The organism is Streptomyces sp. NPDC060198 (genome assembly GCF_042728415.1).
In the GTDB taxonomy this organism is placed as follows: Bacteria; Actinomycetota; Actinomycetes; order Streptomycetales; family Streptomycetaceae; genus Streptomyces.
Genome location: NZ_JBHWZJ010000080.1, coordinates 1 through 24,233, shown reverse-complemented (window position 1 = coordinate 24,233; position 24,233 = coordinate 1). Strand labels below are relative to the sequence as shown.

Genomic DNA, 24,233 nt, shown 5'->3' with positions numbered 1-24,233 from the left:
GGGGAGCCCCCCGGAGCCCCGGCGGCGACCAGCGCCCGGCGCAGGATGCGGCGTCCATGCCGTCCAGCACCGCTCCCAGTCGCTTCTCCTCGTACGTGAAGTGCGTCTCCATGACCGCCTCGATCCCGTCCAGGTGGCGGTGCGCCACCTCCGGGTCGGTCGAGTTGGCCACCGCTTTCTGCAATCCACCGATGAGGTGCTCGATCATGTTGTGGTCCTGAGCCAGCTTCGCGACCACCGGTGCCAGGCCGGGTCGCGCCCGTACCAGTTCCGGGAACAGCGAACCGTCCTCGGCGCGATGGTGGCCGGACAGGGCAGCGCAGAACCCGTGGCAGAACAACAGCAGGTCGGTGGCGGCGTCAGCGGGGTCGCCGCCGTCCAGTCCCGCCCGCGCCAGCGCCAACGCTTTGCGCAGCTTGCCGTGCACCCGCCGCAGTTCCCCGCCCCAGGCGGTGACGCGGTCAGTCGGCAAGAACGCCCTCCCGTCGCAGCCAGGCCTCGCACGCGGTCGTCCAGGACGCGGTGTGCGGCTCGCGCGCGATGAACTTGTGCGGCTCGCCGCCGTATTCCACGCCGTCGGCCAGGCCGATGCCGTGGCTGCCGCCCGGGTAGACGTGCAACTCCACCGGTACCGCGGCCGCCGCCAGCGCCCGGGTCCATTCCAGGGCGTTGGGCAGGCCGGGCGGGTCCTGAGCGGTGGCCCAGACGAAGGCCGGACACACCGACGCGTCCAGATGCTTGGCAGGGGACAGCTCGTCCTTGATGGGCAGCAGGTCGCCGAGCAGGTTCTCGACCACCGACGGCGGCAGCAGGTCGAGGTCGGCCAGCGCATAGGCCAGGATCGCGAAGTCCGGTCGGGGCGGGTCGGCGACGTCCTCCTCGACGGACAGGACCCGGCCGGTCATGAGCAGGCCGGCGAGTTGGCCACCTGCGCTTGATCCGATGACACCGACCCGGCCGACGTCGAGCCCGTGGTCGCCGTCGCGGATGTGGTCCAACCCGGCCCGGGCGTCTTCGAGCGGGGCCGGGAACCGGTCCGGCAGCAGCCGGTAGGACAGGACGAACGCGTGGATGCCGAGGCCGGACAGCCAGCGCGCGTAGCCTTCGCCCTCGTGCGGCGGAAGTTCCCGGAAGCCGCCGCCGGGCAGGACGAGGACGGCGGGCCGGGGGCCGAAGAAGCGGTCCTCGGCGGGGTAAAGCTTGATCCTCTGTGCAATCGGGGTGGGAATGGCCGGAGCCACCTTTCGATACGACGCCTCCATGCCTGACGATCCATCCGCCACCGGCACGCGACGCTGCCCGTAACTATAACTGTCGTTGCCAGAGGGACAGTTGTCTCGTGCTGCCGCAATGGTGTCAGGGGGAGCGCGCGCAGTCTCCGAGAGCCGCGGGCCGGCGTCATGGCCTCACCCTGTGTTCTGGTCAACGTCGAGCGCGCCTTGCGCATGCCGCCTTCTCGAGCAGCCACGCGGCGGCCCTTCCGACGAGGATGCCGGTTACTCGTCACCCGGGACCGGGCTCGCCCCCGTCGTCGCCCACTCGGCTCTCGGCGGTCCGCTCTGGACGGGAACGAGGGCGCTCCGGTGGGCGGGACGGCCGTCCTCGCGATCCGCAGCCGCCCATGAGCCCCGGCAGCCCGGTGCTCCAGGCGGGCTCCCCGCACGAGGAGTCGCTCCTCGTCGGCGATCTGGCCCCTGCGAGGAGGCGAGGCGGTGCGATCGCGATTCCGGTCGGGGGATTGCCGCTGCCCGAGAAGCCCGCCCGCATCCGGTTCGGGAACGTCACCTCCACCTACCCGGGCGAGGACGAAGACCCGCCCCCCCGAAAACCTCAGCCTCACCCTCACCACCGGCCGGATCGTGGCGCTGGTGGGGGAGAACGGCAGCGGGAAGTCCACAGGGAACCCCGCTCCTGACGCTGCCTCTCACGACCGCGGTACACCCGCCGGAGGGAGTGCCCCGAGCGGCGCCACGCCGGTACGACCATCACGGGATTCACTGGAAGGAGTGAGGGAAGGCGTAGGACTCCGGCCGGAGGACGACCCCCGGCCGGCAAGTCGACGAGGGGAGAAGTCCGGTGGCGGTCGCTCGGGACGACGGACGGCAGGAAAGCCAGGAAGAGCGCGCGGACCGGCAATGGGGGGAGCTGTTGCAGGAGCTCCGGGTCGCGCAGACGGGGGTGCAGATCCTCTTCGGGTTCCTGCTCGCCGTGGTCTTCCAGCCGCGATTCGCCGAACTGGCCGAGGCCGACCGGACCATCTACGTCGTCACGGTCATACTGGGCTCTTCGACGGCCGCGGCCCTGATCGGCCCCGTCTCCTACCACCGGCTGCTCTCCGGCCGCCGGATGAAGCCGCAGACCGTCGCATGGGCGGCGCGGCTGACCATACTCGGACTCGTGCTGCTCTTCTGCACCATGTGCAGCGCGCTGCTGCTCATCCTGAGGGTGGCGCTCCACAACCAGCTGGCGCTCTGGCTCGTCGCCGGCATGGCGCTGTGGTTCGCCGTCTGCTGGTTCGTCTTCCCGCTGTGGGCGATCGCCCGCGACAACCGGCAGGAGGCCACGTCGTCGGAGTCCTGAACGGACCCCGCGCAGCCCGGATCCCGCCCCGGCCCCTTCTCAGGCTCCGGCGACCTCCGGGCTGCCGACGTCCGTGACGCCGAACACCGCACCGTCGGGGTCGCGGACCACCGCCTCGGTACCGCCACGGACCTCGTTGACGGCGACGACCGTTCCGCCGGAGCGGCGGACGGCCTCCGCCGTTCCGGTCACGTCCTCCACCAGGAACTGCACCTGCCAGTGGGGGCGTACGACCGGATCGGGCGACGCCTCCACCGCCCCCGAGCTGATTCGTGCCAAGGGACGGCCCTCGCAGCGCACGATGACCTCGTCGTCCTCGTAGGAGACCTCGCAACCGCCGGGCCGGCCGCTGGCCCAGTCGAGTACCCCGCCGTAGAAGATCGCCGCGTCGAACGCGTTCCGCGTACGCAGACGCAGCCAGGCGTACGAGCGGTCGGCGGGCGTGGACCGGGGGGACGGTGGTGTGAGGCGCTCCCAGAGTCCGAAGACCGCTCCGTCCAGGTCGGATGCCAGGACCCCGCGCCCTTCGTTGAGGGTCAGCGGCCCCACCGCCACCGTCGCGCTGCGCTCGCGGACCCGCCCGGCCGCGATGTCCGCGTCCTGGACGGCGAAGTACGGCAGCCAGGCGACGGCGGTCTGGTACGAGGACGAGACGCCTCCGATGCCCGCGAGCGGTACCCCGTCGCGCCGGGCGACGGCGAAGTCGGGGCCGAGCTTGCTGGGGTGGAAGGTCCAGCCCAGTGCCAGGCCGTAGAAGTGCTGCGCGGCTTCCAGGTCCCGGGTCAGCAGGTTGACCCAGCAGGGTGCCGACGCGCCGGTCAGTGGCGCGGCGGAGGGGGGTGTACGGGGATCGCTTCCGGTCATCTTCACACTGCCTTCGTCCGGTCGGGCGGGCCCGTCTGCCGACTGCCGCGGGGCCAGAACCAGCGTCGGCCGACCGGACCGGTCCCGCAACACGCGGCCGGTGGATTCAGACACCGCCACGGGGAGGCGCATTGGTGATGTCGAGATAGACGTGCTCGGCCTGGGGCCACGTCCGGTTGATCGTCTCCCTGATGCGGACGGAGACCCGCTCGACCTCCTCGCTGTCGATGCCGGGCGAGAGGTCCACCCGTGCGGCGACCAGGACCGAGTCGAGCCCCAGCCGCATGGTGAGGAGGGACTCGACGTTGTCGATCTCCTCCTGGCGGCCCAGGAACTCCGCGATGCCTCTGCGCAGCGCAGGATCGGCGGACTCGCCGATCAGCTGGTCGCGGGCGTCCCGGCCGAGCCGGAAGGCCACGTACACGAGCAGCAGCCCGATGGCGAGCGAGGCCGAGGCCTCCCAGACGACGTTCCCGGTGACCAGGTGCAACACCATTCCGGCCATGGCGAGGACCACTCCGACGACGGCGGTGGCGTCCTCCGCGACCACCGTGCGCAGCGCCGGGTCCTTCGCGCCGCCCTCCTCGCCGCGCACCTGGTGCAGGGCGCGTACGAGGGAGGTGCCCTCGGCCACCAGCGCCACGCCGAGGACGGCCAGGCCGACCGCGTAACCGGAGGAGCCCGACTCCTCCTCATGGCTGCGCAGCGCCTCGAAGCCCTGGAAGAAGGAGAAACAGCCGCCCATGACGAAGATCCCCACCGCGGCCAGCAGGGACCAGAAGTACCGTTCCTTGCCGTAGCCGAACGGGTGACGCGCGTCGGCCGGGCGGCGGCTGCGTCGCAGGGCGGCGAGGAGGAAGACCTCGTTCACGCTGTCCGCCACCGAGTGCGCCGCCTCGGACATGAGGGCCGGTGAGCCCGACAGGAGGCCGCCCGCGGTCTTGGCGACGGCGATCACCAGATTCGCCGCGAGGGCGACGAGCACGGTGATCCGGGTCCGCCGGTCGGCGGCCTTCCCGTTCGCCGCACCCGTCGTAGCCCCCGCGGCGGGCGCGTCCGGCGGAGCGCCGGCGGTCCGGCGCTCGGTGCGTATCCCCTCAGTCACGGGGCCTGTCGCTCTCCGGCGGGGTGCTGCCGGTGCCGTGCTCCCCGAGCTCGTAGGGGGACAGGGCCGTGCCGTCGCCGGGGAAGCGGTCCTCGCCGTGCACGTTCTCCTGCTGGATGTGCGAGCGATGGTCCGGCGGGGTGGGCTGTTCGTCCGCGCGCGGCGGCGGCAGCTCCTTGTCGCGGCGGCGCATGCCGAACCAGAAGGCGCCGATGAGCAGGGCCACGACAGCGACCGCGGCGATGATGAGGCCGGCCCCCAGCGCTCCCGATACGGCGAGCGTGGAGGATGCGGCGGTCTGGGCTCCGTTCGATACGTCCATGCATGCCGGATACCCCGGATGCGCACCGTCAGACAGCCATTCATTCGAATTCATGTTTTGTAGCTATATGACCGGATAAGTGTTTTGCATGGTGAAAATTGGCTACACGATGATGACCGAGCAGACCGGCCCCCGTGAGTTGGTGGCGGACGTCGTGGCCGCCGAACGCGCGGGATTCGACTTCTCCGTCACCTCCGACCACTACTTCCCCTGGCTGTCCGAGCAGGGGCACGCCCCGTACGCGTGGACCGTGCTCGGCGCCGCCGCACAGGCCACCTCCACCATCCCGCTCATGACGTACGTGACCTGCCCGACCGTGCGCTACCACCCGGCCGTCGTCGCGCAGAAGGCGGCGACGCTCCAGATCCTCTCCGAGGGCCGCTTCCGGCTGGGGCTCGGGTCCGGCGAGAACCTCAACGAGCACGTCACCGGAGCCGGGTGGCCACGCGCCCGGGTCCGGCTCGACATGCTGGAGGAGTCCGTGCGGATCATCGGTGCCCTCTTCGACGGAGGGGTGGTGAACCATGCCGGTACCCACTTCCAGGTGGAGAACGCCCGGCTGTGGGACCTTCCGGAGACCCGGGTGCCGATCGGGATCGCCGTCTCCGGACCGAAGTCCTGCGCGATCGCGGGCCAACTGGCCGACCTCGTCGTCGCCACCGAGCCGAAAGCGGACCTGCTCGACGCCTTCGCCCGCCACGGCGGCGCGGGGAAACCCTCGGTCGGCCAGCTCCCCGTCTGCTACGACCCCGACCGGAGCGCCGCCGTGGCCCGGGCGCACGAACAGTTCCGCTGGTCGCTGGGCGGCTGGAAGGTCAACTCCGAACTGCCCGGACCGGACGGATTCGACCAGGCCACCGCGTACGTACGTCCCGAGGACATCGCCGACGCGATTCCCTGCGGGAGTGACGTGGACGAGTTCACCGAGGCGGTACGTGCCTACCGCGACGCGGGCTTCGCCGAGATCGCCCTCATCCAGGTCGGCGGCGCGCACCAGCAGCCCTTCATCTCCTGGGCGGAGAAGAAGCTGCTGCCCGCGCTCCGCGCCCTGTAGCCCGCCCCATGTCTGCCCGGCAGGTTCCCGGGCAGGACCCCGGGACGGGCAATGCGCCGACTGCCGTACCCGTGTCGCCGACTTCCGGTCGCGGGGCGAGCCTGGGAGCGGGCCGGCTCCGCCGCGTCCGGCTCCCGAGAAAGGAACCATGGTGAACACCAGCGACAAGGCCGCTTCCGGGCATCAGGAGAACTACGACGTCCTGGTCTCGCTGAGCGAATGCACGACCGACGACGCGAGCACCGTGTTCGAGGTGCTCCGCCGCTCCTTCACCTCCGACCGGTCCGCCGCCGACTCGCCCTCCGACACGAACGGGCCCCGCCCGACCGTGTGGTCGGCGACCGTCGACGTCTCCACGCGGAAGGAGTCCGCGGGCCCCGCCTCACTCGCCGGGGAGGTCACCCTCGACGCCCAGGGCGGTTACTGGGCCGTCGACCGGCTCCGGGCACATCTCGGCGAGGTGTTCTCGGTGGAGGACGTCGGCACCGCGGCAGGGGACCAGGAAGAGGAAGTCAGGCTGCGGCTCACCAGCCGCTGACACGCCCGCACCGCCACCGTCCGGTCGGACAGAACGGAAGGCAACCGCACATGGAACCCCACCGGCCGGACGAGGACCCGGAGAGCCCGCTCTCCCGGCGCGGACCGGAGGACGGCAGACTCCCCGTCCGGTCCCCCGTCACCCTGCACGTCAACGGCGCGGCCATGACGGCGACGCTCGACCACCGCACCACACTCCTGGACGCGCTGCGCGAACACCTCGGGCTCACCGGGACGAAGAAGGGCTGCGACCACGGGCAGTGCGGGGCCTGCACCGTCCTGGTCGACGGCCGCCGGGCCAACAGCTGCCTGCTGCCGGCCGTCGCCCAGGACGGTGCCCGCGTCACCACGGTCGAGGGACTCGCCGAGGACGGCCGGCTCCACCCCGTGCAGGAGGCGTTCGTGGACCGCGACGCCCTCCAGTGCGGCTACTGCACCCCCGGCCAGATCTGCTCCGCCGTCGGCATGCTCGCCGAGGCCGAGGCCGGCTTCCCCTCCCACGCCACCCCTGCCGCCGCACTCACCGAGGGCGGCCCCGCCGCCCTCGGGCCCGAGGAGATCCGCGAGCGGATGAGCGGCAACCTCTGCCGGTGCGGCGCCTACCCCCGCATCGTCGACGCGATTGAGGACGTGGCCCGATGAGACCCTTCGGATACCTGCGCCCCGCCTCCGTCGCCGAAGCCGTACGAGCGGGGGCGGAGAACCCCGGCGCCCGCTTCCTCGGCGGCGGGACGAACCTGGTCGACCTGATGAAGCTCGGCGTCGAGACCCCCGGCGTCCTGATCGACGTCACCCGGCTGCCCCTGGACCGCACCGAACCCACCCCCGAGGGCGGGCTGCGCATCGGGGCGACCGTCCGCAACAGCGATCTCGCCGCCCACCCCCTGGTACGCCAGCAGTACCCGGTCCTCACCCAGGCGCTGCTCGCCGGAGCGTCCGGACAGCTGCGCAACGTCGCCACCACCGGCGGCAACCTCCTCCAGCGCACCCGCTGCCCGTACTTCCAGGACGTGTCCAAACCCTGCAACAAGCGCGTCCCCGGCACCGGTTGCCCCGCGCGCGAGGGCGCCCACCGGGACCTCGCCGTCCTCGGCCACTCCGAGAACTGCGTCGCCACCCACCCCTCCGACTTGTCGGCCGCCCTCGCCGCTCTCGGCGCCACCGTCCTGCTCCACGGGCCCGAGGGCGAACGGGCCGTCCCCCTCACCGGATTCCACCGGCTGCCGGGGGAGAACCCGGACCAGGACACCGTGATCCGCCCCGGCGAACTCATCACCGCGGTGACCCTGCCCCCGAGCCCCGAAGGGTCGAAGCAGCTCTACCGCAAGGTCCGCGACCGTGCCTCGTACGCCTTCGCACTCGTCTCCGTGGCCGCCGTCCTCACGGTGCGCGACGGCCACGTCCGGCACGCCGCCCTCGCCTATGGCGGCCTCGCCCACCGCCCCTGGCGGGCCATCACCGCCGAGGCGGTGCTGCGGGGAGCACCCGCCACGGCCGAGACCTTCGCGCGCGCCGCCGACACCGAACTCGCCGCCGCCCGGCCGCTGCGCGACAACGCCTTCAAGGTCGGCCTCGCCCGCAGGCTGACCGTCGACGTACTCACCGAACTCACCGGGCGCACCGGCGCCCGTTCCGCCTGACCCGCGCCCCCGACCCGCCTGAGGACCCGTCATGAGCCATGCCGCCCAGCCGCTCGGTGCACCCGTCGTCCGCCGCGAAGCCCGGGAGAAGGTCACCGGGGCGGCGCGGTACGCGGCGGAACACACCCCGCCCGGCTGCCTCTACGCCTGGCCCGTCCCCGCCACCGTGCCCAAGGGGCGGGTGACCGCCGTCCGGACCGCCGACGCGCTCGCCCTCCCCGGCGTGCACACCGTGCTCACCCACGACAACGCGCCCCGCCTCCAGACCCCCGACGACCCGACCCTCGCGGTGCTCCAGGACGACCGGGTCCCGCACCGGGGCTGGTACGTCGCGCTGGTGGTCGCCGACAGCCTCGAAGCGGCCCGGGCCGGGGCCGACGCCGTGGTCACCGAGTACGCCCGCGAAACGCACGACGCCGTACTCACCGAGGACCACCCCGGCCTCTACACCCCCGAGAAGGCCAACGGCGGCTTCCCGGCCGTCCGCGAACGCGGCGACTTCGCACGGGCCTTCGAGGACGCGGAGAACCGGATCGACACGACGTACCGGATCGGCCCCCTGCACAACCACCCCATGGAGCCGCACGCCACCACCGCCCGGTGGGAGGAAGGCCGGCTGACCGTCCACGACTCCAGCCAGGGCTCCAGCACGGTCCGCGACACCCTGGCCGCCGTCTTCGGGATCGACGCGGACCGGGTGACCGCGATCTCCGAACACGTCGGCGGCGGTTTCGGCTCCAAGGGCACCCCGCGCCCCCAGGTGGTGCTCGCCGCCATGGCCGCGCTGCACACCGGCCGGCCCGTGAAACTCTCCCTGCCGAGGAAGCAGCTTCCCGCCGTCGTCGGCCACCGCGCGCCCACCGTGCACCGCGTCCGGATCGGCGCCGACGACGACGGCGCGATCACCGCCCTGTGCCATGAGGTCGAAACCCACACCTCCACCGTCAAGGAGTTCGTGGAGCAGGCCGCCGTACCGGCCCGGATCATGTACACCTCCCCGCACAGCCGGACGGCCCACCGCGTGGCCGCCCTCGACGTGCCCAGCCCCTCGTGGATGCGCGCCCCGGGCGAGGCGTCCGGGATGTACGCCCTGGAGTCCGCGATGGACGAACTCGCGTGCGCGCTCGGCATCGACCCCGTCGAGCTGCGGGTGCGCAACGAACCCGCCACCGAGCCCGACTCCGGGAAGCCCTTCAGCAGCCGTGGCCTGGTCGCCTGCCTGCGCGAGGGCGCCGAGCGCTTCGGCTGGTACGGCCGCGACCGGCAGCCCGCCTCCCGGCAGGACGGCCGCTGGCTGCTCGGTACGGGCGTGGCCTCGGCGACGTACCCCGTACTCGTCGGGCCCTCCTCGGCCACCGCGCACGCCGCCGCGGACGGGAGCCTGCTCGTCGAGGTGAACGCCACGGACATCGGTACGGGCGCCCGTACCGTCCTCGCCCAGATCGCGGCCTCGGCGCTCGCCGCCTCCGTCGACCGGGTCCGGGTCGCCGTCGGCGACAGCGGCCTGCCCACCGCCCCGCTCGCCGGCGGCTCCTCGGGCACCGCCTCCTGGGGGTGGGCGGTGCACAAGGCGGCCACCGGCCTCGCCGTCCGGCTCGCCGCGCACCGCGGGCCGCTGCCCGCCGAGGGAATCACGGTGCGTGCCGACACGTCCGAGGAGACCGGTGCGGAGTCCCCGTACTCCCGGCACGCCTTCGGCGCCCACTTCGCCGAGGTCGCCGTCGACTCGGTCACCGGCGAGATCCGGGTGCGCCGGCTGCTCGGCGTCTACGCCGCCGGACGCATCCTCAACTCCCGAACCGCGCGCTCCCAGTTCATCGGCGGCATGGTCATGGGCATCGGAATGGCGCTCACCGAGGGCAGCACCATGGACCCGGTGTACGGCGACTTCACCGAGAGCGACCTCGCCGCCTACCACGTACCGGCCAACGCCGACGTGCCGGCCGTCGAGGCGCACTGGATCGACGAGGACGACCCCCACCTCAACCCGATGGGCAGCAAGGGCATCGGCGAGATCGGGATCGTCGGCACCGCCGCCGCCATCGGCAACGCCGTCCGCCACGCCACCGGGGCGCGGCTGAACGATCTGCCGCTCACCCCGGACAAGGTCCTTCCGTACCTGCCGTGAGGGGGACGCCGAGGGCGCTCCGTACCCCGTGGGAGCCGCGTCCACCAGCGGCGACGAGCCAACTGTTGCGCACCCGGACCAGCGGCGTCACCCTGAGGAGTGACACAGAAGTGATGGACGCTCACGCTTCGTGCTCAGGGGCCGTCGGTCGTTCCACGACGGAGACGCACGTGGGCCTCGTGGTGAGGAGCCCCGACGATGACCGTTCCACTCGACCGGCACTATCTGGTCGAACTGCAGGTGTCGGCAGAACGCGTTTCCCAGCTGCGGCGCATCGTCGCCGCGCACCTGCGCCACTGGAATCTCGAACTGCACGTCCGCCCGGTCTGCCGGGCGCTGGGGGAACTCCTGACCAACGTCCACCGGCACGTCGGCGGCGACAACGAGTGCGTCATCGAGCTCCGCTGGACCGGCCGCCATCTGACGGTGGCCGTGGCCGACAACGGCGAGGGGATGCCGAGGCTGCTCGACACCGGCGGCGGACTGAGCCGGGTCATGGCGCTCAGCGACAGCTGGGGCACCTGCCGGACGGACGACGGCAAAGTCGTCTGGTTCACCCGGTACGCCGAGGTCCCCCGCCCGACCGGCCTGCTGCCCCGTACGCCGCTGGACGGCGCCCCCGAGTCCCGCCCGCTGCCCTCCGCGGCTCTCACCTGACCGTCCCCCTCCTCCCTGCCTGGCCGATCCGGCTCGTGTGCCCCCGGCGTGCATGATCCGCGACGGCCGGGTAGGCGCTGCCTCGGGGCCCGCGTTGCGCCGGGCGCGAAGGCGCGGGACGGTCGAAGAACCCAGGCAAGGAGGCCACAGCCATGCCCATCGCGACGGTCAACCCCGCGAACGGCGAAACGCTGAAGACATTCGACGCGATCGGCGAGGAGGAGATCGAACGACGGATCGCCACCGCGTACGACACCTTCCGTACCTACCGCACCACGGGATTCGCCGAGCGGGCAGCCCTGCTGGAGAAGGCCGCCGGCCTGCTGGACGCGGACCGCGACGCCATCGCCCGCACGATGACCCTCGAAATGGGCAAGCCGCTCGCGGCGGCCCGCGCCGAGGCCGCCAAGTGCGCCAAGGCCATGCGCTGGTACGCGGCCAACGCCGAACGGCTGCTGGCCGACGAGCACCCCGCGGACGACGACGTCAAGGACTCCGGAGCCACCCGAGCCCGGGTCCACTACCGGCCGCTCGGTGTCGTCCTCGCCGTCATGCCGTGGAACTTCCCGCTCTGGCAGGTGGTCCGCTTCGCGGCGCCCGCACTGATGGCGGGCAACGTCGGGCTTCTCAAACACGCGTCGAACGTCCCGCAGACCGCCCTCTACCTCGGCGACCTGTTCCGCCGGGCCGGTTTCCCGGCCGGCGCCTTCCAGACGCTCCTGATCGGCTCCGGCGCCGTCGAGGCGGTCCTGCGCGACGACCGGGTCGCGGCCGCCACCCTCACCGGCAGCGAGCCCGCGGGCCGCTCCGTCGCCGCGACCGCCGGCGACACGGTGAAGAAGACCGTCCTCGAACTCGGCGGCAGCGACCCCTACCTCGTCATGCCGTCCGCCGACGTCGAACGGGCGGCGAAGACCGCCGTCACCGCCCGGGTCCAGAACAACGGCCAGTCCTGCATCGCCGCCAAGCGGTTCATCGTCCACACCGACGTGTACGACGCCTTCGCCGAACGCTTCACCGCCGCCATGGACGCCCTCACGGTGGGCGACCCGCTCCGGGAATCCACCGATGTCGGCCCGCTCTCCACCGAGCAGGGCCGCGCCGACCTGGAGGAACTCGTCGACGACGCCCTCGACAGGGGAGCGGAGGCCCTCTGCGGCGGCGGACGGCCGGGGGATCTCGGCGGAGAACTGGAACAGGGCTGGTTCTACGCGCCCACCGTCCTCGCGGGCATCACCCCGCAGATGCGGATCCACCGCGAGGAGACCTTCGGCCCGGTGGCCACCCTCTACCGCGTCTCCGGACTCGAAGAGGCCCTGGAGATCGCCAACGCCACCCCCTTCGGCCTCAGCTCCAACGTCTGGACCCGGGACCCGGAGGAGATGGAGGCCTGCGTCCGCGACCTGGAAGCCGGTGGCGTCTTCTTCAACGGCATGACCGCCTCCCACCCCGCACTGCCCTTCGGCGGGGTGAAGCGCTCCGGCTACGGCCGCGAGCTCGCCGGGCACGGCATCCGGGAGTTCTGCAACGCGACCACCGTCTGGTACGGCCCCACGGGGGACGACGGCGCGTGACCCGCCCCCGCCCGTCGCCGCCCGCCCCGTACCCCGCCCACTGCCGGGCCGGCCGTCGCAGCCGGCCCGGCGCCATGTCCGACTCCCAGGAGGAGAATCCCTCGTGACCAGCACCGCCGGGCACCCGGCACCCTCTGACGCCCCGCCCGGCTCCACCGCGCCCGGCTCCACCACACTGGGCGACGACGAACTCGCCGCCCTCGACGCCCACTGGCGGGCCGCCAACTACCTCGCGGCGGGGCAGATCTACCTCATGGCGAACCCGCTGCTGGAACAGCCGCTCGCCCGCGAGCACATCAAACCGAGGCTGCTGGGCCACTGGGGCACCTCACCCGGACTCAACCTCGTCCACACCCACCTCAACCGGGTGATCAAGGCGCGGAACCAGCGGACGCTCTGCGTCTGGGGACCCGGACACGGCGGCCCCGCCGTACTCGCCAACTCCTGGCTGGAGGGCAGCTACTCCGAGACGTACCCCGACATCGGCCGGGACGCCGAAGGCATGGGGGCACTGTTCAAGCAGTTCTCCTTCCCCGGCGGCGTGCCGAGCCACGTGGCACCGGAGACACCCGGCTCCATCCACGAGGGCGGCGAGCTGGGTTACGCCCTCGCCCACGCCTACGGCGCCGCCTTCGACCACCCCGACCTGCTCGTGGCCTGTGTCATCGGCGACGGCGAGGCCGAGACCGGACCGCTCGCGGCCTCCTGGCACTCCAACAAGTTCCTCGACCCGGTGCACGACGGAGCCGTCCTGCCCATCCTCCACCTCAACGGCTACAAGATCGCCAACCCGACGGTGCTCGCCCGCATCCCCGAGGACGAACTCGACCAACTGCTGCGCGGATACGGCCACGACCCGATCCACGTGAGCGGCGACGGCCCCGCAGAGGTCCACCGGGCACTGGCCGCCGCGCTGGACGTGGCGCTGGACCGCATCGGCGAACACCAGCGCGCCGCACGGGGCGGACGGTCCACCGAGCGCCCCCGCTGGCCGATGATCGTCCTGCGTACGCCCAAGGGCTGGACCGGGCCCGAAGAGGTCGACGGGCTGCCCGTCGAAGGAACTTGGCGCGCCCACCAAGTCCCGCTCTCCGGAGTCCGCGACAACCCCGACCACCTGCGGCAACTGGAGGCATGGCTGCGTTCCTACCGGCCCGAAGAACTCTTCGACGACACCGGCCGACCCACCGCCCAGGTGCTCGCGGCGATCCCCGAAGGCGACCTCCGGCTCGGAGCGACCCCGTACGCCAACGGCGGACTGCTCCTGCGCGACCTGCCGGTGCCCCCGCTGGACGACCACGCCGTCACCGTCGACGAACCCGGCGCCTCGTCCCACGAACCCACCCGGGCGCTCGGCCGACTTCTCGAAGGCGTCATGGAGGCGACCTCGGAACGCCGGGACTTCAGGCTCGTCGGCCCGGACGAGACAGCGTCCAACCGGCTCGACGCCGTGTACGGCGCGACCGGCAAGGGCTGGCAGGGGAAGATCCTCCCGACCGACGAACACCTCGCCCGGGACGGCCGGGTCATGGAGATCCTCTCCGAACACCTCTGCCAGGGCTGGCTGGAGGGCTATCTGCTCACCGGGCGTCACGGGCTCTTCTCCAGCTACGAGGCGTTCGCCCACATCGTCGACTCGATGGTCAACCAGCACATCAAGTGGCTGCACACCTCGCGACGGCTTCCCTGGCGCCGTCCCGTCGCCTCGCTCAACTACCTGCTCAGCTCGCACGTGTGGCGCCAGGACCACAACGGCTTCTCCCACCAGGACCCCGGGTTCGTCGACCACATCCTCAACAAGAGCCCCGAGGTCGTGCGCGTCTACCTGCCGCCGGACACCAACACCCTGCTCTCCACCGCCGACCACGTGCTGCGCAGCCGCGACTACGTCAACGTGGTCGTCTGCGGCAAGCAGCCGACCTTCGACTGGCTGACCATGGACCAGGCGCGCGTCCACTGCGCCCGCGGCGCCGGGGTGTGGGAGTGGGCGGGCACCGAAGACGGCAGCCGCGAACCCGACGTGGTGCTCGCCTGTGCCGGGGACGTTCCCACCCTGGAGACCATGGCCGCCGCCGATCTGCTCCGGCGCCATCTGCCCGACCTCGCCGTACGTGTGGTGAACGTCGTGGACATGACCCGACTGCTGCCGCACGGCGAACACCCGCACGGCATGCCCGACAACGAGTACGACGCGCTCTTCACCCGGGACAAGCCGGTCATCTTCGCCTACCACGGCTATCCCTGGCTGATCCACCGCCTCGCCTACCGCCGGGCCGGCCACGCCAACCTCCATGTACGCGGCTACAAGGAGGAGGGCACGACCACCACCCCCTTCGACATGGTGGTCCGCAACGACCTCGACCGGTACCGGCTCGTCATGGACGTGGTCGACCGGGTCCCCGGACTCGGTGTCCGCGCGGTCGCGGTACGCCAGGCCATGGCCGACGCGCGGACCCGCCACCACGCCTACATCCGCGAGTTCGGCGAGGACATGCCGGAGGTGGCCGACTGGACCTGGAGCGGCTGACCCGGCAGGGGAACCTTCCGGGGCCGCCCGCACGCCGGGGCGGCCCCGGCCCGGTCTCCTCACGCCGTCGGCGGTGAGCGATCATGGCCGGGTCGAATGCCTGCCTTCAGGAGAGCCGAACCGATGACACTGCGCTGCGCCGTACTCGACGACTACCAGTCCGTGGCCACCACGGCCGCCGACTGGTCCCCGCTGGCCGGCCGGGTGGACGTCGTCGCCTTCCCGGAACACTTCGCCGCCGAAGACGAACTCGCCGCGGCGATCGTGGACTTCGACATCGTCGTGACCCTGCGCGAACGCGTTCCCTTCCCGGCCGGCCTGCTCGACCGGCTGCCGCGGCTGCGTCTCCTCGTCGCCTCAGGCATGCGCAACACCGTCATCGACCACGCGGCCGCCGCGCGCAACGGAGTCACCGTGTGCGGGACCGCCAGCTCCTTCGCCCCGCCGGTCGAGCTCACCTGGGCCCTCCTGCTGGGCCTCGCCCGCGGCATCGTCCCGGAGGCCACCGCGCTGCGCGCCGGGGGACCCTGGCAGTCGACCGTCGGCGCCGACCTGCACGGGCGGCGCCTGGGTCTGCTCGGGCTCGGCCGGATCGGCAGCCGGGTCGCCGCGGTCGGGCTCGCCTTCGGCATGGACGTGATCGCCTGGAGCCCGAACCTCACCGACGAGCGGGCGGCGGAGGTGGGCACCCGGCTCGCCGCCTCCAAGGAGGAACTGCTCGCCACCAGCGACTTCGTCTCCGTCCACCTGGCGCTGGGCGATCGGAGCAGGGGCCTGATCGGCGCCCCGGAGCTGGCGCTGATGGGCCCGGACACCTACCTCGTCAACACCTCCAGAGCCGCCATCGTCGACCAGGACGCCCTGCTCGCGGCCTTGTACGACGGCACCATCGCGGGCGCCGCAGTCGACGTCTTCGACACCGAACCCCTCCCGGCGGACCATCCGATGCGCACCGCGCCGCGCCTGCTGGCCACCCCGCACCTGGGATACGTCTCCCGTGCCAACTACGCGCGCTACTACGGCGAAGCGGTCGAGGACATCGAGGCGTACCTCGCGGGCGCACCGGTCCGGCTCCTGAGGGCGTGAGCCGGACCGGCCGATCGCGGGGCGGTGCTCAGTAGCGCAGTACCGCCGCGATCCGGTGGTGCTCGTTCAGGGTGTCGTCCGGGAGGAACACGACCTCGGCTCCGCTGTCCAGGGCGGCTTCGACGATTTCGTCCACCACGTCCTCGCGCACCGTCGTGTCGCCCGGTGCAACCTCCTCGTCGCCCACCGGGACGAGGTGCCCCTCGGTCAACCGCACGGTCTTCTGGAAGTGCTCTTCCACCACGACCAGCCCGGCGCGTCCCTCCTGCACGGCGGTCCACACCTCGTCGAGCCCGCCCGCGAAGGTCTTGGCCCCGCGCGCGCCGTCCAGCCGGGCGCGCACCTCGGCGGCACGGCGTTCCGCGTGCTCCTCCATCGCCGCACCGAGTTCAGCCAGCAGGGCGGCCGGCGTGATGTCGGCCGGCGCCCCCTTGGCGACCCGGCCGACGGCCGCGTGGGCGCCCTCGCCGGCGTTGTCCAGCAGCGCGAGCGCGGGCGGCAGCCCGACCAGGTACAGGGGGCGTGGGTCGGCGGCGAGCACGGCGCGCAGTCTCTCGTCGGCGGTACGGAAGAACTGGCGGGTCTCCTCGTCGGTGTACGTGCTCGGGGTGTCGCCGATCCGTTCCATCCGCTGCGGGTTGGGTGCCTCGCTGGGGGCGGTCAGCGGGAAACCGCCCGTCTCCTCCAGATGCACGGAGTCCGCCGTGCCGCTCCAGAGGGCCGCGTGGTCGGCGGCGATGGTCAGCGCCCAGAACGGCTGCGACTGCGCCTTGGCGGCGACCAGGTTGCGGGTCAGATAGGTGTCGCTCAGCACCACCCGTTCCGGAGCGGTACGGGGCAGCTGCCAGATCTGGTACTCCTCCGTGCTCACCAGGAGCACCAGGGACTCCAGGGCCCGGAGCGGGTCCACCTCGTCGACCGCCCGGTCCAGCTGCGCCCGCAGGGCGATGGCGGTGGCGCGCGACACCTGCGGATCGGCGTCGATGCGGCCGGCGGCCTCGGCAACCAGATTGCGCAGCCGGAGGGCGTCCTGGGCGCTGTCCTGAGTGCGTCGGTGGTGTGTGGGCATCGTCAGGGACAGGACCGGATAGGTGCGGGTCGCCCGCAATTCCTTGAGCACTCCGGTGGTCAGGGCGTCCGTGTCCATCGTTCCCTCCCAGGGGTTCGATTCCGGTGGAGGGCCGGCGCGGTGTGCCGCGGGGCCCGGGCCGTTCCCCGCTCCTGGTGACGGAAGGCCCGACGAGTCAATTCATACCTTTTCATCCTAATATGGGCCAATTAGTAGGCATCGCGCTCGTGCTCGGGAGGCAGCGGTATGTCCACCCTCACCGTGTGGAAGTTCCGGACGGCGGACGCCGCCGAGGACGTGGAGGCGTCGCTCACGTCCCTGCAGAAGGAAGGGCTGATCAAGATCATCGACGCGGCCGTCGTCAGCTGGCCCGCCGACCGGGCGAAGCCCCGGACCCGACAGCTCCGCAGTCTGGTCGGCGCCGGGGCCCTCGGCGGCACCTTCTGGGGAATGCTCTTCGGGCTGCTCTTCCTGATGCCGCTGCTCGGCGCGGCCATCGGCGCCGCGGCCGGGGCGCTGGGCGGCAAGCTCGCCGACGTGGGGATCGACGACGACTTCATCAGTGAGGTCAAGGAGCAGGTCACGCCCGGGACTTCCGCGCTCTTCCTGCTCACCATGAACGAGATCACCGACCGCATCGGGGCCGCGCTCCCCGGCGGCGGCGCCGAACTTCTCCACAGCAACCTGGACGCCGCGAGCGAGGAGAGGCTCCGCAGCGTCTTCGCCGAGGACGACGCCGGTGGCGCGGGAACCCCCGGTGACGCGGCCGGGCCCGGAGCGACCGACGGGGACAGGTGAGTCCGTCCGGCGCGGAGCGGCCCGGAGCGCGGTCCGTGTCCGGCGTGCCGTCCGGGCCACCGTTTCCCTCGGACGGCGCCGGACCGGGAGCCGCCGGTGCGGTGACCGTCGCCCTCGGCGAGTTGCGGGCCCGGTTCGCGGGGATGCGGCAGGGCGAGGTGGCCTCCTACATCCCCGAGTTGACCCGGGCCGACCCGGACGCCTTCGGGCTCGCCCTGGTCAGCATGGACGGTCACGTCTACAGCGCGGGCGAGGCGCGCACACCCTTCACCGTGCAGTCCGTGTCCAAGCCGTTCGTCTACGCCCTTGCGCTGGCCGAGCTGGGGCTGGACGAGGTGTCGGCCTGGGTCGGGTCGGAGCCCAGCGGGGAGGCGTTCAACGCCATCAGCCTGGAGCGAGGAACCGGCCGGCCGGCCAACGCCATGGTCAACGCGGGCGCCCTGGTCGCCTCCTCGCTGGTCCCCGACACCCCGGAGCATCCGAGGTTCGAGCGCATCCTGACGTTCCTGGGCCGGTTCGCGGGACGTTCCCTGGACGTCGACGAGGCGGTGTACCGCTCCGAGTCCGCGACCGGTGACCGCAATCGGGCGCTCGCCTACCTCGTCCGCAGCGCCGGAGGGCTCCCCGTCGATCCGCTCACCGCCACCGGTACGTACTTCCGGCAGTGCGCGGTACGGGTGACCGCCGTGGACCTCGCGGTCATGGCGGCCACCCTGGCGCACGGCGGTGTCAACCCGGTGACGGAGGACCGGGTCGTGTCCGAGGAGGTCGCGGCCCAGGTGCTGGCCGTCATGGCCACCTGCGGGATGTACGACGCGTCGGGGGAGTGGCTGCTGCGCGTGGGGCTGCCGGCCAAGAGCGGGGTCTCGGGCGGTCTGATCGCCGCGGGGCCCGCACGGTTCGGGCTCGCCGCCTACAGCCCGCCGCTCGACGCCGCGGGCACCTCGGTGCGCGGGCGGGCCGCCTTCGCCGCCCTCTCGGAACGCCTCGGACTCCATCTGATGCTCAACCCCGCGCTGCCCGGGTCCACCGTCACACTCGTCACCACGGGCGAGGATCCGCCGCCCGGCAGCGGCCGGGGGGAGGAAGGGCGGGTGGCGGTCGTGGCCGCTCAGGGGTCGCTGGACTTCACCGCCGCCGAGCGGGTGCTGTACGCACTCGACGAGGCCGGCTCCGGCGGTGCCCCGTCCGTGGTGCTGGATCTGCGGCAGGTGAACGGGATCGAGCCGGTGGCGTACGCGATGCTCCGGCAGGGGCTCGCCCGGCTGGAGCGGGCGGGCCACCACGTGGCCCTGGTCGATCCGGCCGGGCGGCTGGGCGCCCCGTACGGCGTCGGCGGCGCGTCCGGTGACGGATTCCCGGCCTCCGCCGGTGGTGCGCGGTCCGGGGGCGACGGCCCGCCGTCCGCCGGACCGCCGAACTTTCCCTCGCGCGACGAGGCCGTGGCGCGGTGTGCGCGGGAGGACGGCGAGCGGGAGACCTGAACGAACGGCGAGCCCGCCGTCCGGCCGTGTTCCGGGCCGCCACCGGCCGATGGCGGTGCCGGCCCGGAGCGGCGGGTCTACCAGATCGACTCGACCCATTCCGGGTGGTCGATGAACGGGTTCCGGTTGTGCTGGTACTGGGTGTATATGACCTCGTTGCGGTTCTTCTCGAACGCGCTCGGCGGGTCCTCCTGGCTCCACTCCTTCAGAACCGAGAGCTTGCCGATGTTCGGCGCCGAGCCGTTGTTCACCTTCTCGTTGGGCTCCAGGTCGGCCCAGGCGTCGTCGCCTTCGTAGCGCACCGCCATGTAGAGGATCATCCGTGCGACGTCGCCCTTGTCGGCGTCGCGGGGTTCGAAGGAGTCGCTGTCGGTGTAGTTGCCCGGAGCGCCGGACACCTGACTGCCGCCGTTGTCGAAGTCCTTGTTGCCCCGGATGGAGTTGACCTGGACGTCGGCCGGGCGCAGGTGGTGGAGATCGGTGCCGGGGCCGGTCGCCGTACCGAAGTCGCCGTGCGATTTGGCCCAGACGTGCTCACGGTTCCACTGGCCGACGTTCCCGCCGTTGTCGTCCTCGGACTGGGACTCGCCGGTGTACAGCAGGATGACGTCGTCCGGGTCGGCAGGGTCCTCGTCGGTGTCCTTCAGCGCCTCCCAGACCTGGCTGTAGGAGACCTTGGTCTGGCTGCTGATGATGGTGTGCAGGGCTGCCTTGAGGGCGGTGCCGGACTTGCCGAGGGCGTTGGCGTAATAGGTGTCGTCCAGGGCGACGGACGCGGTGGTGGCGGCGACGGGCGCCGGGGTGCTGTCGGCCGGGGCGGCCGCGCCGGTGCCGGCGAGAACGGCGACGGAGGCGAGGGCGGCCAGGAGTGGACGCGCGTAGATTTTTGGCTGACGGGACATGTGGGGTGTCCTCTCCGGGAGGGGAAGGACTGCGGCCACCCTCTGATTCGTGGGGGAGGGAGGGGATGCGGCAGTCATGTGAAGGGCGATCTGTTCGGCAGCCTTCCATGCGCGCCGTACTCCATGCATGAACGGAACGTAATCATCATGTGCAGGTCAAGTGGTGGCCGGTCCCTTCGGCCTCTGTCGCATCAGAAGTCGCATCCGTCGTGTCCGCCGCATCCGTCGTGTCCGCCGCATCCGTCGTGTCCGTCGTTGCGTTCCGCGCTCGCGTCCGTCGTGTTCGCCCCTCGGCGGTCGCCGCCGAGGTTCCCGGCAACGGTCCCCGGCGGGCCTCGGATGCGCGTGTCGCGTCACGGCGCGAGAATTGGCGAAAGGACGAGGAGGCGGCATGAGCCAAGATCCCGAATCCATATACCTCACGCGTGACGCACGGGCGATCACGCGTGAGGAGGTCACGCCGGACCGGCTGCTCCACACCGGAGCGGTGGACCATCCCACTCCGGAGGACCTGGTCCTCGCGTCGGGCCGGGACGTGACACCGGAGAGTCTGGAATGGGCCAGGCGCACACTCGCGGAGGAGGGCCGTTCGGCCATCGACAAGCGCCTGCCCTGAGGCCGGCGGGTTCCGGGACGGGTGTGCCCGGCGCGGCGGGTGCTCCCTCCCGGGTTAGCCTGAACGCACAATGAACTGTTTGACGACGTCACAGGGCCCCGTCGACCTGGCCCGTTTCCCCGAGCACCCGCGCGACCCCTTCCGCGCCTGGGACGCCGCCGACGAGTACCTCCTCAATCGACTGGACGGCCCGGCGGAACCCGGTGAAGCCGGACCGGCCGGTCCGGTCGATCTCTCCGGAACCGTCGTGGTGGTGGGCGACCGCTGGGGCGCGCTCTCCACGGTGCTGGCGCGGCACAGGCCCGTACAGATCTCGGACTCCTTCCTGGCGCAGTGCGCCACCCGTGCGAACCTCGCCCGCAACGGTGTCGACCCCGGGGCGGTGCGCCTGCTGTCGTCGCGCGACACCCCGCCGGACCGGATCGACGTCCTGCTCGTGCGCGTGCCGAAGAGCCTGGCGTTCCTGGAGGACCAGCTGCACCGCCTCGCGCCCTCTCTCCACGAGGGCACCGTGGTCATCGGCGCGGGCATGGTCAAGGAGATCCACACCTCCACGCTCAAGCTCTTCGAGCGCATCGTCGGTCCGACCCGCACCTCGCTCGCGGTCCGCAAAGCCCGGCTGATCTTCTCCACTCCCGACCCCGCCCCGACCCGTACGCCCAGCCCCTGGCCGCTGCGGTACGAACTCCCCGCGGACATCGGAACCGCCGCAGGCCGCACGGCCGTCAACCACGCCGGCATCTTCTGCGCCGAGCGGCTCGACATCGGCACCCGTTTCTTCCTGAAGCACCTGCCCACGCGCTCCGGCCCCGACCGGGTCGTCGACCTCGGCTGCGGCAACGGGGTCGTCGGCCTCGCGGCGGCGCTCGCCAACCCGGAAGCCTCCGTCCTCTTCACGGACGAGTCGTACCAGGCCGTCGCCTCCGCCGAGGAGACCTTCCGGGCAGGTACGGAGCCCGGCCGCGAGGCGTCGTTCGTCGTCGGCGACGTGCTGACCGACGTGGAGTCCGGCAGCGTGGACCTGGTCCTCACCAATCCGCCGTTCCACTCCCACCTGGCCACCACCGACGCCACCGCCCGGAACATGTTCCACGGCGCGCGCACCGCGCTGCGGCAGGGCGGCGAACTCTGGGTCGTCGGCAACCGGCACCTGGGCTACCACACGCAGCTGCGCCGGATCTTCGGCAACTGCACCACCGTCGCGGGTGACCCGAAGTTCGTGGTCCTGCGCGCCGTGAAGCGCTGACGCCCCGGAGCCCGGTGCCGGACGAACCGGCGCCGGGTCACGCGGGCGGCCGGACCAGCCCCGTCCGGTAGGCCAGCGCGACCAACTGCGCCCGGTCGCGGGAGTGCGTCTTCGCGAGCGTGCGGTGGACGTGGGTGCGCACGGTCAGTGGGCTGAGGAAGAGCCGTTCGGCGATCTCGTGGTTGGAGAGCCCCTCGGCGACCAGTACCGCCACCTCCCGCTCCCGGGGGGTGAGCCCGCCGAGCGCGTCCGCGTCGGCGGGCGGCGACGGCGGCGGCGTCCCGACGAACGAGGCGATCAGCGAACGGGTCGCCACCGGCGACAGGAGTGCCTCTCCCGCGGCCACGGTCCTGATCGCGTCGAGCAGGGTGTCGGGGTCCGCGTCCTTCCCGAGGAAACCGCTCGCCCCGGCGCGCAGCGCGCGGGCCACGTATTCGTCGGTCTCGAAGGTGGTCAGGATCAGGACCCGGGTGGGAGCCAGATCCGGGTCGGAGCAGATGGCCTCGGTGGCCGCCAGACCGTCGGTTCCCGGCATGCGGATGTCCATCAGGACCACGTCGGGACGGTGGGTGCGCACCGCTGCCACCGCCGCCGCCCCGTCCGACGCCTCGGCGACGACCACGAGGTCGTCGGTGGACTCGATGAGCATACGGAACGTCGCGCGCAGCAGGCCTTGATCGTCCGCCAGTACAACGGTGCAGGTCACGTGGTGGGGTCCTGTTCGGGAGTAGGGTCGCTCGCGCTCAGCTCGCCAGGCAGCAGAGGGAGTTCCGCCACCACCGAGAAGCCGGCTTCCCGGCGTCCCGCGGTCAGTGTGCCGCCGACGAGCTGGGCGCGCTCGCGCATGCCGAGCAGTCCGAACCCCGAGGGCGCCCCGGCCGGTGTCCGCGGGCGTTCCTGGGCACCGGCGGGACCGTCGTCCGTGACGGTCACCACGATGCGGTCGCGGTCGTAGCGCAACGTCACGGCAGCCGCATCGGTGTGCGCGTGCTTGGCCGCGTTCGTCAAGGCTTCCTGGACGATCCGGTAAGCGGTGAGGCCCACCCCGGACGAGACCGGGAGCGGGTCCCCCTCGGTGCTCAGGGCCACCCTGAGTCCCGTCGGGGCGTACGACCGAGTGAGACCGGGCAGATCCTCCAGTCCCGGGGCCGGTTCGAGAGGGGAGTCGGTCTCACCGGCGTCCCGGAGCACCGCCACGGTCGCCTTGAGCTCGCGCAGCGCCGCCGAGGTGGTGCCCGCGAGCTCTTCGAGGACCCGGGTGACCCGCGGGTCCGGGTTGCGGCGGGCGAGATAGGCAGCCGTGCCCGCCTGCGCGTTCGCCAGGGTCATGTGGTGGGCGACGACGTCGTGCAGGTCGCGGGCGATGCGGATGCGTTCCTCGTCCACCCGGCGCCTGGCCTCCTCCTCGCGGGTCCGTTCGGCGAACACGGCCCGCGCCTCCACCGCGTCGAGGTACGCCCGGCGCAGCTGGACGGCGCCTCCCACATAGGGCATCAGCAGCAGCCAGGCGACCGGGTTGACGGTCTGGAGCAGGAACGAGTAGTTCGCCGTGTCCTCGAACAGTGACACCCCCACCAGCAGCAGGGCGACCGCGACCGCCCACCGGAAGGCCTCGTGCCGGTTCCTGTCGCGACCGAACCAGTACAGCGACACCATCAGCGGGCCGAGCACCAGCGGCGTCAGGAGGAACCCCACGGCCGTGGCCCCGGCGGCGCACGCGGCGGTGACCAGGACCGTGCCGCGCGGGTGCCGGCGATGGACGAGCAGTGCCAGGCTGCCCACACCGCCGAGCACCGCGCCCCAGATCCACTGACTGCCGTCGTCCGGGTGCGTGCTGGTGGCGACGCCTCCGGTGAGCATCACCACGAACAGGAAGAGGGCGAGGACGGTGTCGGCGACCAGGGTGCGTCGGTGTACGAACCCGCCCCAGCGGGCGACGAGGGGCCGAGCCTTCACCAACGGTCTCCTTCGGGTTGTCCGTCTCATGGTGGTCTCCCTCGTGCGCGGTCGCGAGCGGGCTGCCCGTGTCGCGGGGGACACGGGC

General features: G+C 72.1%; 23 protein-coding genes and 1 pseudogene. 15 read left to right on the top strand and 9 right to left on the bottom strand.

Annotated elements, in window-relative coordinates; all coding sequences use genetic code 11:
• Both ACFWEP_RS13325 and ACFWEP_RS13320 read right to left on the bottom strand, forming a co-directional pair.
• Positions 1-472 (bottom strand): hemerythrin domain-containing protein (locus ACFWEP_RS13325; protein ID WP_387369532.1); only part of this gene is annotated, 472 nt, incomplete at its 3' end.
• Positions 462-1,262: an alpha/beta hydrolase gene (locus ACFWEP_RS13320; protein WP_387369530.1), complete on the bottom strand. Its 801-nt coding sequence runs from the start codon at positions 1,260-1,262 to the stop codon at positions 462-464. The genes ACFWEP_RS13320 and ACFWEP_RS13325, both read right to left, overlap by 11 nt.
• A 450-nt stretch (positions 1,263-1,712) precedes the next feature.
• Between ACFWEP_RS13320 and ACFWEP_RS13315 the strand changes: the two are divergent.
• Both ACFWEP_RS13315 and ACFWEP_RS13310 read left to right on the top strand, forming a co-directional pair.
• A pseudogene (locus tag ACFWEP_RS13315) lies at positions 1,713-1,889 on the top strand (hypothetical protein); the annotation flags it as partial.
• Positions 1,890-2,076: 187 nt separating this feature from the next.
• On the top strand, positions 2,077-2,580 hold the full coding sequence (locus tag ACFWEP_RS13310) for a DUF6328 family protein (protein ID WP_387369528.1): 504 nt from the start codon (positions 2,077-2,079) through the stop codon (positions 2,578-2,580).
• A 39-nt stretch (positions 2,581-2,619) separates the two neighbouring features.
• Here the strand turns inward: ACFWEP_RS13310 and ACFWEP_RS13305 are convergent, their stop codons facing one another.
• The 3 genes from ACFWEP_RS13305 to ACFWEP_RS13295 form a co-directional block, all read right to left on the bottom strand.
• On the bottom strand, positions 2,620-3,444 hold the full coding sequence (locus ACFWEP_RS13305; RefSeq protein ID WP_387369526.1) for a VOC family protein: 825 nt from the start codon (positions 3,442-3,444) through the stop codon (positions 2,620-2,622).
• Positions 3,445-3,550: 106 nt separating this feature from the next.
• The gene (locus ACFWEP_RS13300; protein WP_387369524.1) at positions 3,551-4,549 is read right to left on the bottom strand and encodes a cation diffusion facilitator family transporter; all 999 of its coding nucleotides are present in this window, start codon (positions 4,547-4,549) and stop codon (positions 3,551-3,553) included.
• Positions 4,542-4,871, bottom strand: coding sequence for a DUF6479 family protein (locus tag ACFWEP_RS13295; RefSeq protein WP_387369522.1), 330 nt, complete (start codon positions 4,869-4,871; stop codon positions 4,542-4,544). The genes ACFWEP_RS13300 and ACFWEP_RS13295 overlap by 8 nt, the downstream gene beginning before the upstream one ends.
• An 88-nt stretch (positions 4,872-4,959) precedes the next feature.
• Between ACFWEP_RS13295 and ACFWEP_RS13290 the strand changes: the two genes are divergently transcribed.
• The 9 genes from ACFWEP_RS13290 to ACFWEP_RS13250 all read left to right on the top strand — a co-directional run bounded on the left by ACFWEP_RS13290 (position 4,960) and on the right by ACFWEP_RS13250 (position 16,074).
• Entirely contained in the window at positions 4,960-5,925 is a 966-nt protein-coding gene (locus tag ACFWEP_RS13290; RefSeq protein ID WP_387369520.1) for an LLM class F420-dependent oxidoreductase, read from the top strand.
• A gap of 148 nt (positions 5,926-6,073) precedes the next feature.
• Positions 6,074-6,463, top strand: coding sequence for a hypothetical protein (locus ACFWEP_RS13285; RefSeq protein WP_387369518.1), 390 nt, complete (start codon positions 6,074-6,076; stop codon positions 6,461-6,463).
• A gap of 50 nt (positions 6,464-6,513) precedes the next feature.
• Entirely contained in the window at positions 6,514-7,104 is a 591-nt protein-coding gene (locus tag ACFWEP_RS13280; protein ID WP_387369516.1) for a (2Fe-2S)-binding protein, read from the top strand.
• A complete protein-coding gene (locus tag ACFWEP_RS13275) occupies positions 7,101-8,102 on the top strand; it encodes an FAD binding domain-containing protein (RefSeq protein ID WP_387369514.1) in 1,002 nt (333 codons plus the stop codon). The genes ACFWEP_RS13280 and ACFWEP_RS13275 overlap by 4 nt, the downstream gene beginning before the upstream one ends.
• A gap of 31 nt (positions 8,103-8,133) precedes the next feature.
• Complete coding sequence (locus tag ACFWEP_RS13270) at positions 8,134-10,230, top strand: xanthine dehydrogenase family protein molybdopterin-binding subunit (RefSeq protein ID WP_387369511.1); 2,097 nt, start codon at positions 8,134-8,136, stop codon at positions 10,228-10,230.
• A 198-nt stretch (positions 10,231-10,428) separates the two neighbouring features.
• Positions 10,429-10,887, top strand: a complete 459-nt coding sequence (locus ACFWEP_RS13265; protein WP_387369509.1) for an ATP-binding protein — start codon at positions 10,429-10,431, stop codon at positions 10,885-10,887.
• Between the two features lie 152 nt (positions 10,888-11,039).
• Positions 11,040-12,461 (top strand): NADP-dependent succinic semialdehyde dehydrogenase, encoded by a 1,422-nt coding sequence (locus ACFWEP_RS13260; protein ID WP_387369507.1) that lies wholly within the window; start codon positions 11,040-11,042, stop codon positions 12,459-12,461.
• A 103-nt stretch (positions 12,462-12,564) separates the two neighbouring features.
• Positions 12,565-14,988, top strand: coding sequence for a phosphoketolase (locus ACFWEP_RS13255; RefSeq protein ID WP_387369505.1), 2,424 nt, complete (start codon positions 12,565-12,567; stop codon positions 14,986-14,988).
• A gap of 123 nt (positions 14,989-15,111) precedes the next feature.
• Positions 15,112-16,074, top strand: a complete 963-nt coding sequence (locus ACFWEP_RS13250; RefSeq protein WP_387369503.1) for a D-2-hydroxyacid dehydrogenase family protein — start codon at positions 15,112-15,114, stop codon at positions 16,072-16,074.
• Between the two features lie 28 nt (positions 16,075-16,102).
• Here the strand turns inward: ACFWEP_RS13250 and ACFWEP_RS13245 are convergent, their stop codons facing one another.
• Positions 16,103-17,221: a chemotaxis protein gene (locus ACFWEP_RS13245; protein ID WP_387369501.1), complete on the bottom strand. Its 1,119-nt coding sequence runs from the start codon at positions 17,219-17,221 to the stop codon at positions 16,103-16,105.
• Positions 17,222-17,389: 168 nt separating this feature from the next.
• On the opposite strand from ACFWEP_RS13245, the gene ACFWEP_RS13240 reads away from it, so the two are divergent.
• Together ACFWEP_RS13240 and glsA are read left to right on the top strand one after the other, a co-directional pair.
• Positions 17,390-17,941: a DUF1269 domain-containing protein gene (locus ACFWEP_RS13240; protein ID WP_387369499.1), complete on the top strand. Its 552-nt coding sequence runs from the start codon at positions 17,390-17,392 to the stop codon at positions 17,939-17,941.
• A 143-nt stretch (positions 17,942-18,084) separates the two neighbouring features.
• Complete coding sequence (gene glsA / locus ACFWEP_RS13235) at positions 18,085-19,425, top strand: glutaminase A (protein WP_387369534.1); 1,341 nt, start codon at positions 18,085-18,087, stop codon at positions 19,423-19,425.
• A 77-nt stretch (positions 19,426-19,502) separates the two neighbouring features.
• On the opposite strand, the gene ACFWEP_RS13230 is transcribed toward glsA, so the two are convergent.
• On the bottom strand, positions 19,503-20,327 hold the full coding sequence (locus tag ACFWEP_RS13230) for an endonuclease I family protein (RefSeq protein WP_387369497.1): 825 nt from the start codon (positions 20,325-20,327) through the stop codon (positions 19,503-19,505).
• Positions 20,328-20,718: 391 nt separating this feature from the next.
• On the opposite strand from ACFWEP_RS13230, the gene ACFWEP_RS13225 reads away from it, so the two are divergent.
• Together ACFWEP_RS13225 and ACFWEP_RS13220 are read left to right on the top strand one after the other, a co-directional pair.
• On the top strand, positions 20,719-20,943 hold the full coding sequence (locus tag ACFWEP_RS13225) for a hypothetical protein (RefSeq protein ID WP_387369495.1): 225 nt from the start codon (positions 20,719-20,721) through the stop codon (positions 20,941-20,943).
• A 70-nt stretch (positions 20,944-21,013) separates the two neighbouring features.
• On the top strand, positions 21,014-22,189 hold the full coding sequence (locus ACFWEP_RS13220; RefSeq protein ID WP_387369493.1) for a methyltransferase: 1,176 nt from the start codon (positions 21,014-21,016) through the stop codon (positions 22,187-22,189).
• A gap of 37 nt (positions 22,190-22,226) precedes the next feature.
• Here the strand turns inward: ACFWEP_RS13220 and ACFWEP_RS13215 are convergent, their stop codons facing one another.
• Positions 22,227-22,895, bottom strand: a complete 669-nt coding sequence (locus ACFWEP_RS13215; RefSeq protein ID WP_387369491.1) for a response regulator — start codon at positions 22,893-22,895, stop codon at positions 22,227-22,229.
• Entirely contained in the window at positions 22,892-24,145 is a 1,254-nt protein-coding gene (locus ACFWEP_RS13210; RefSeq protein WP_387369489.1) for a sensor histidine kinase, read from the bottom strand. Before ACFWEP_RS13210 ends, ACFWEP_RS13215 begins: the two co-directional genes overlap by 4 nt.
• Positions 24,146-24,233 lie beyond the last annotated feature (88 nt).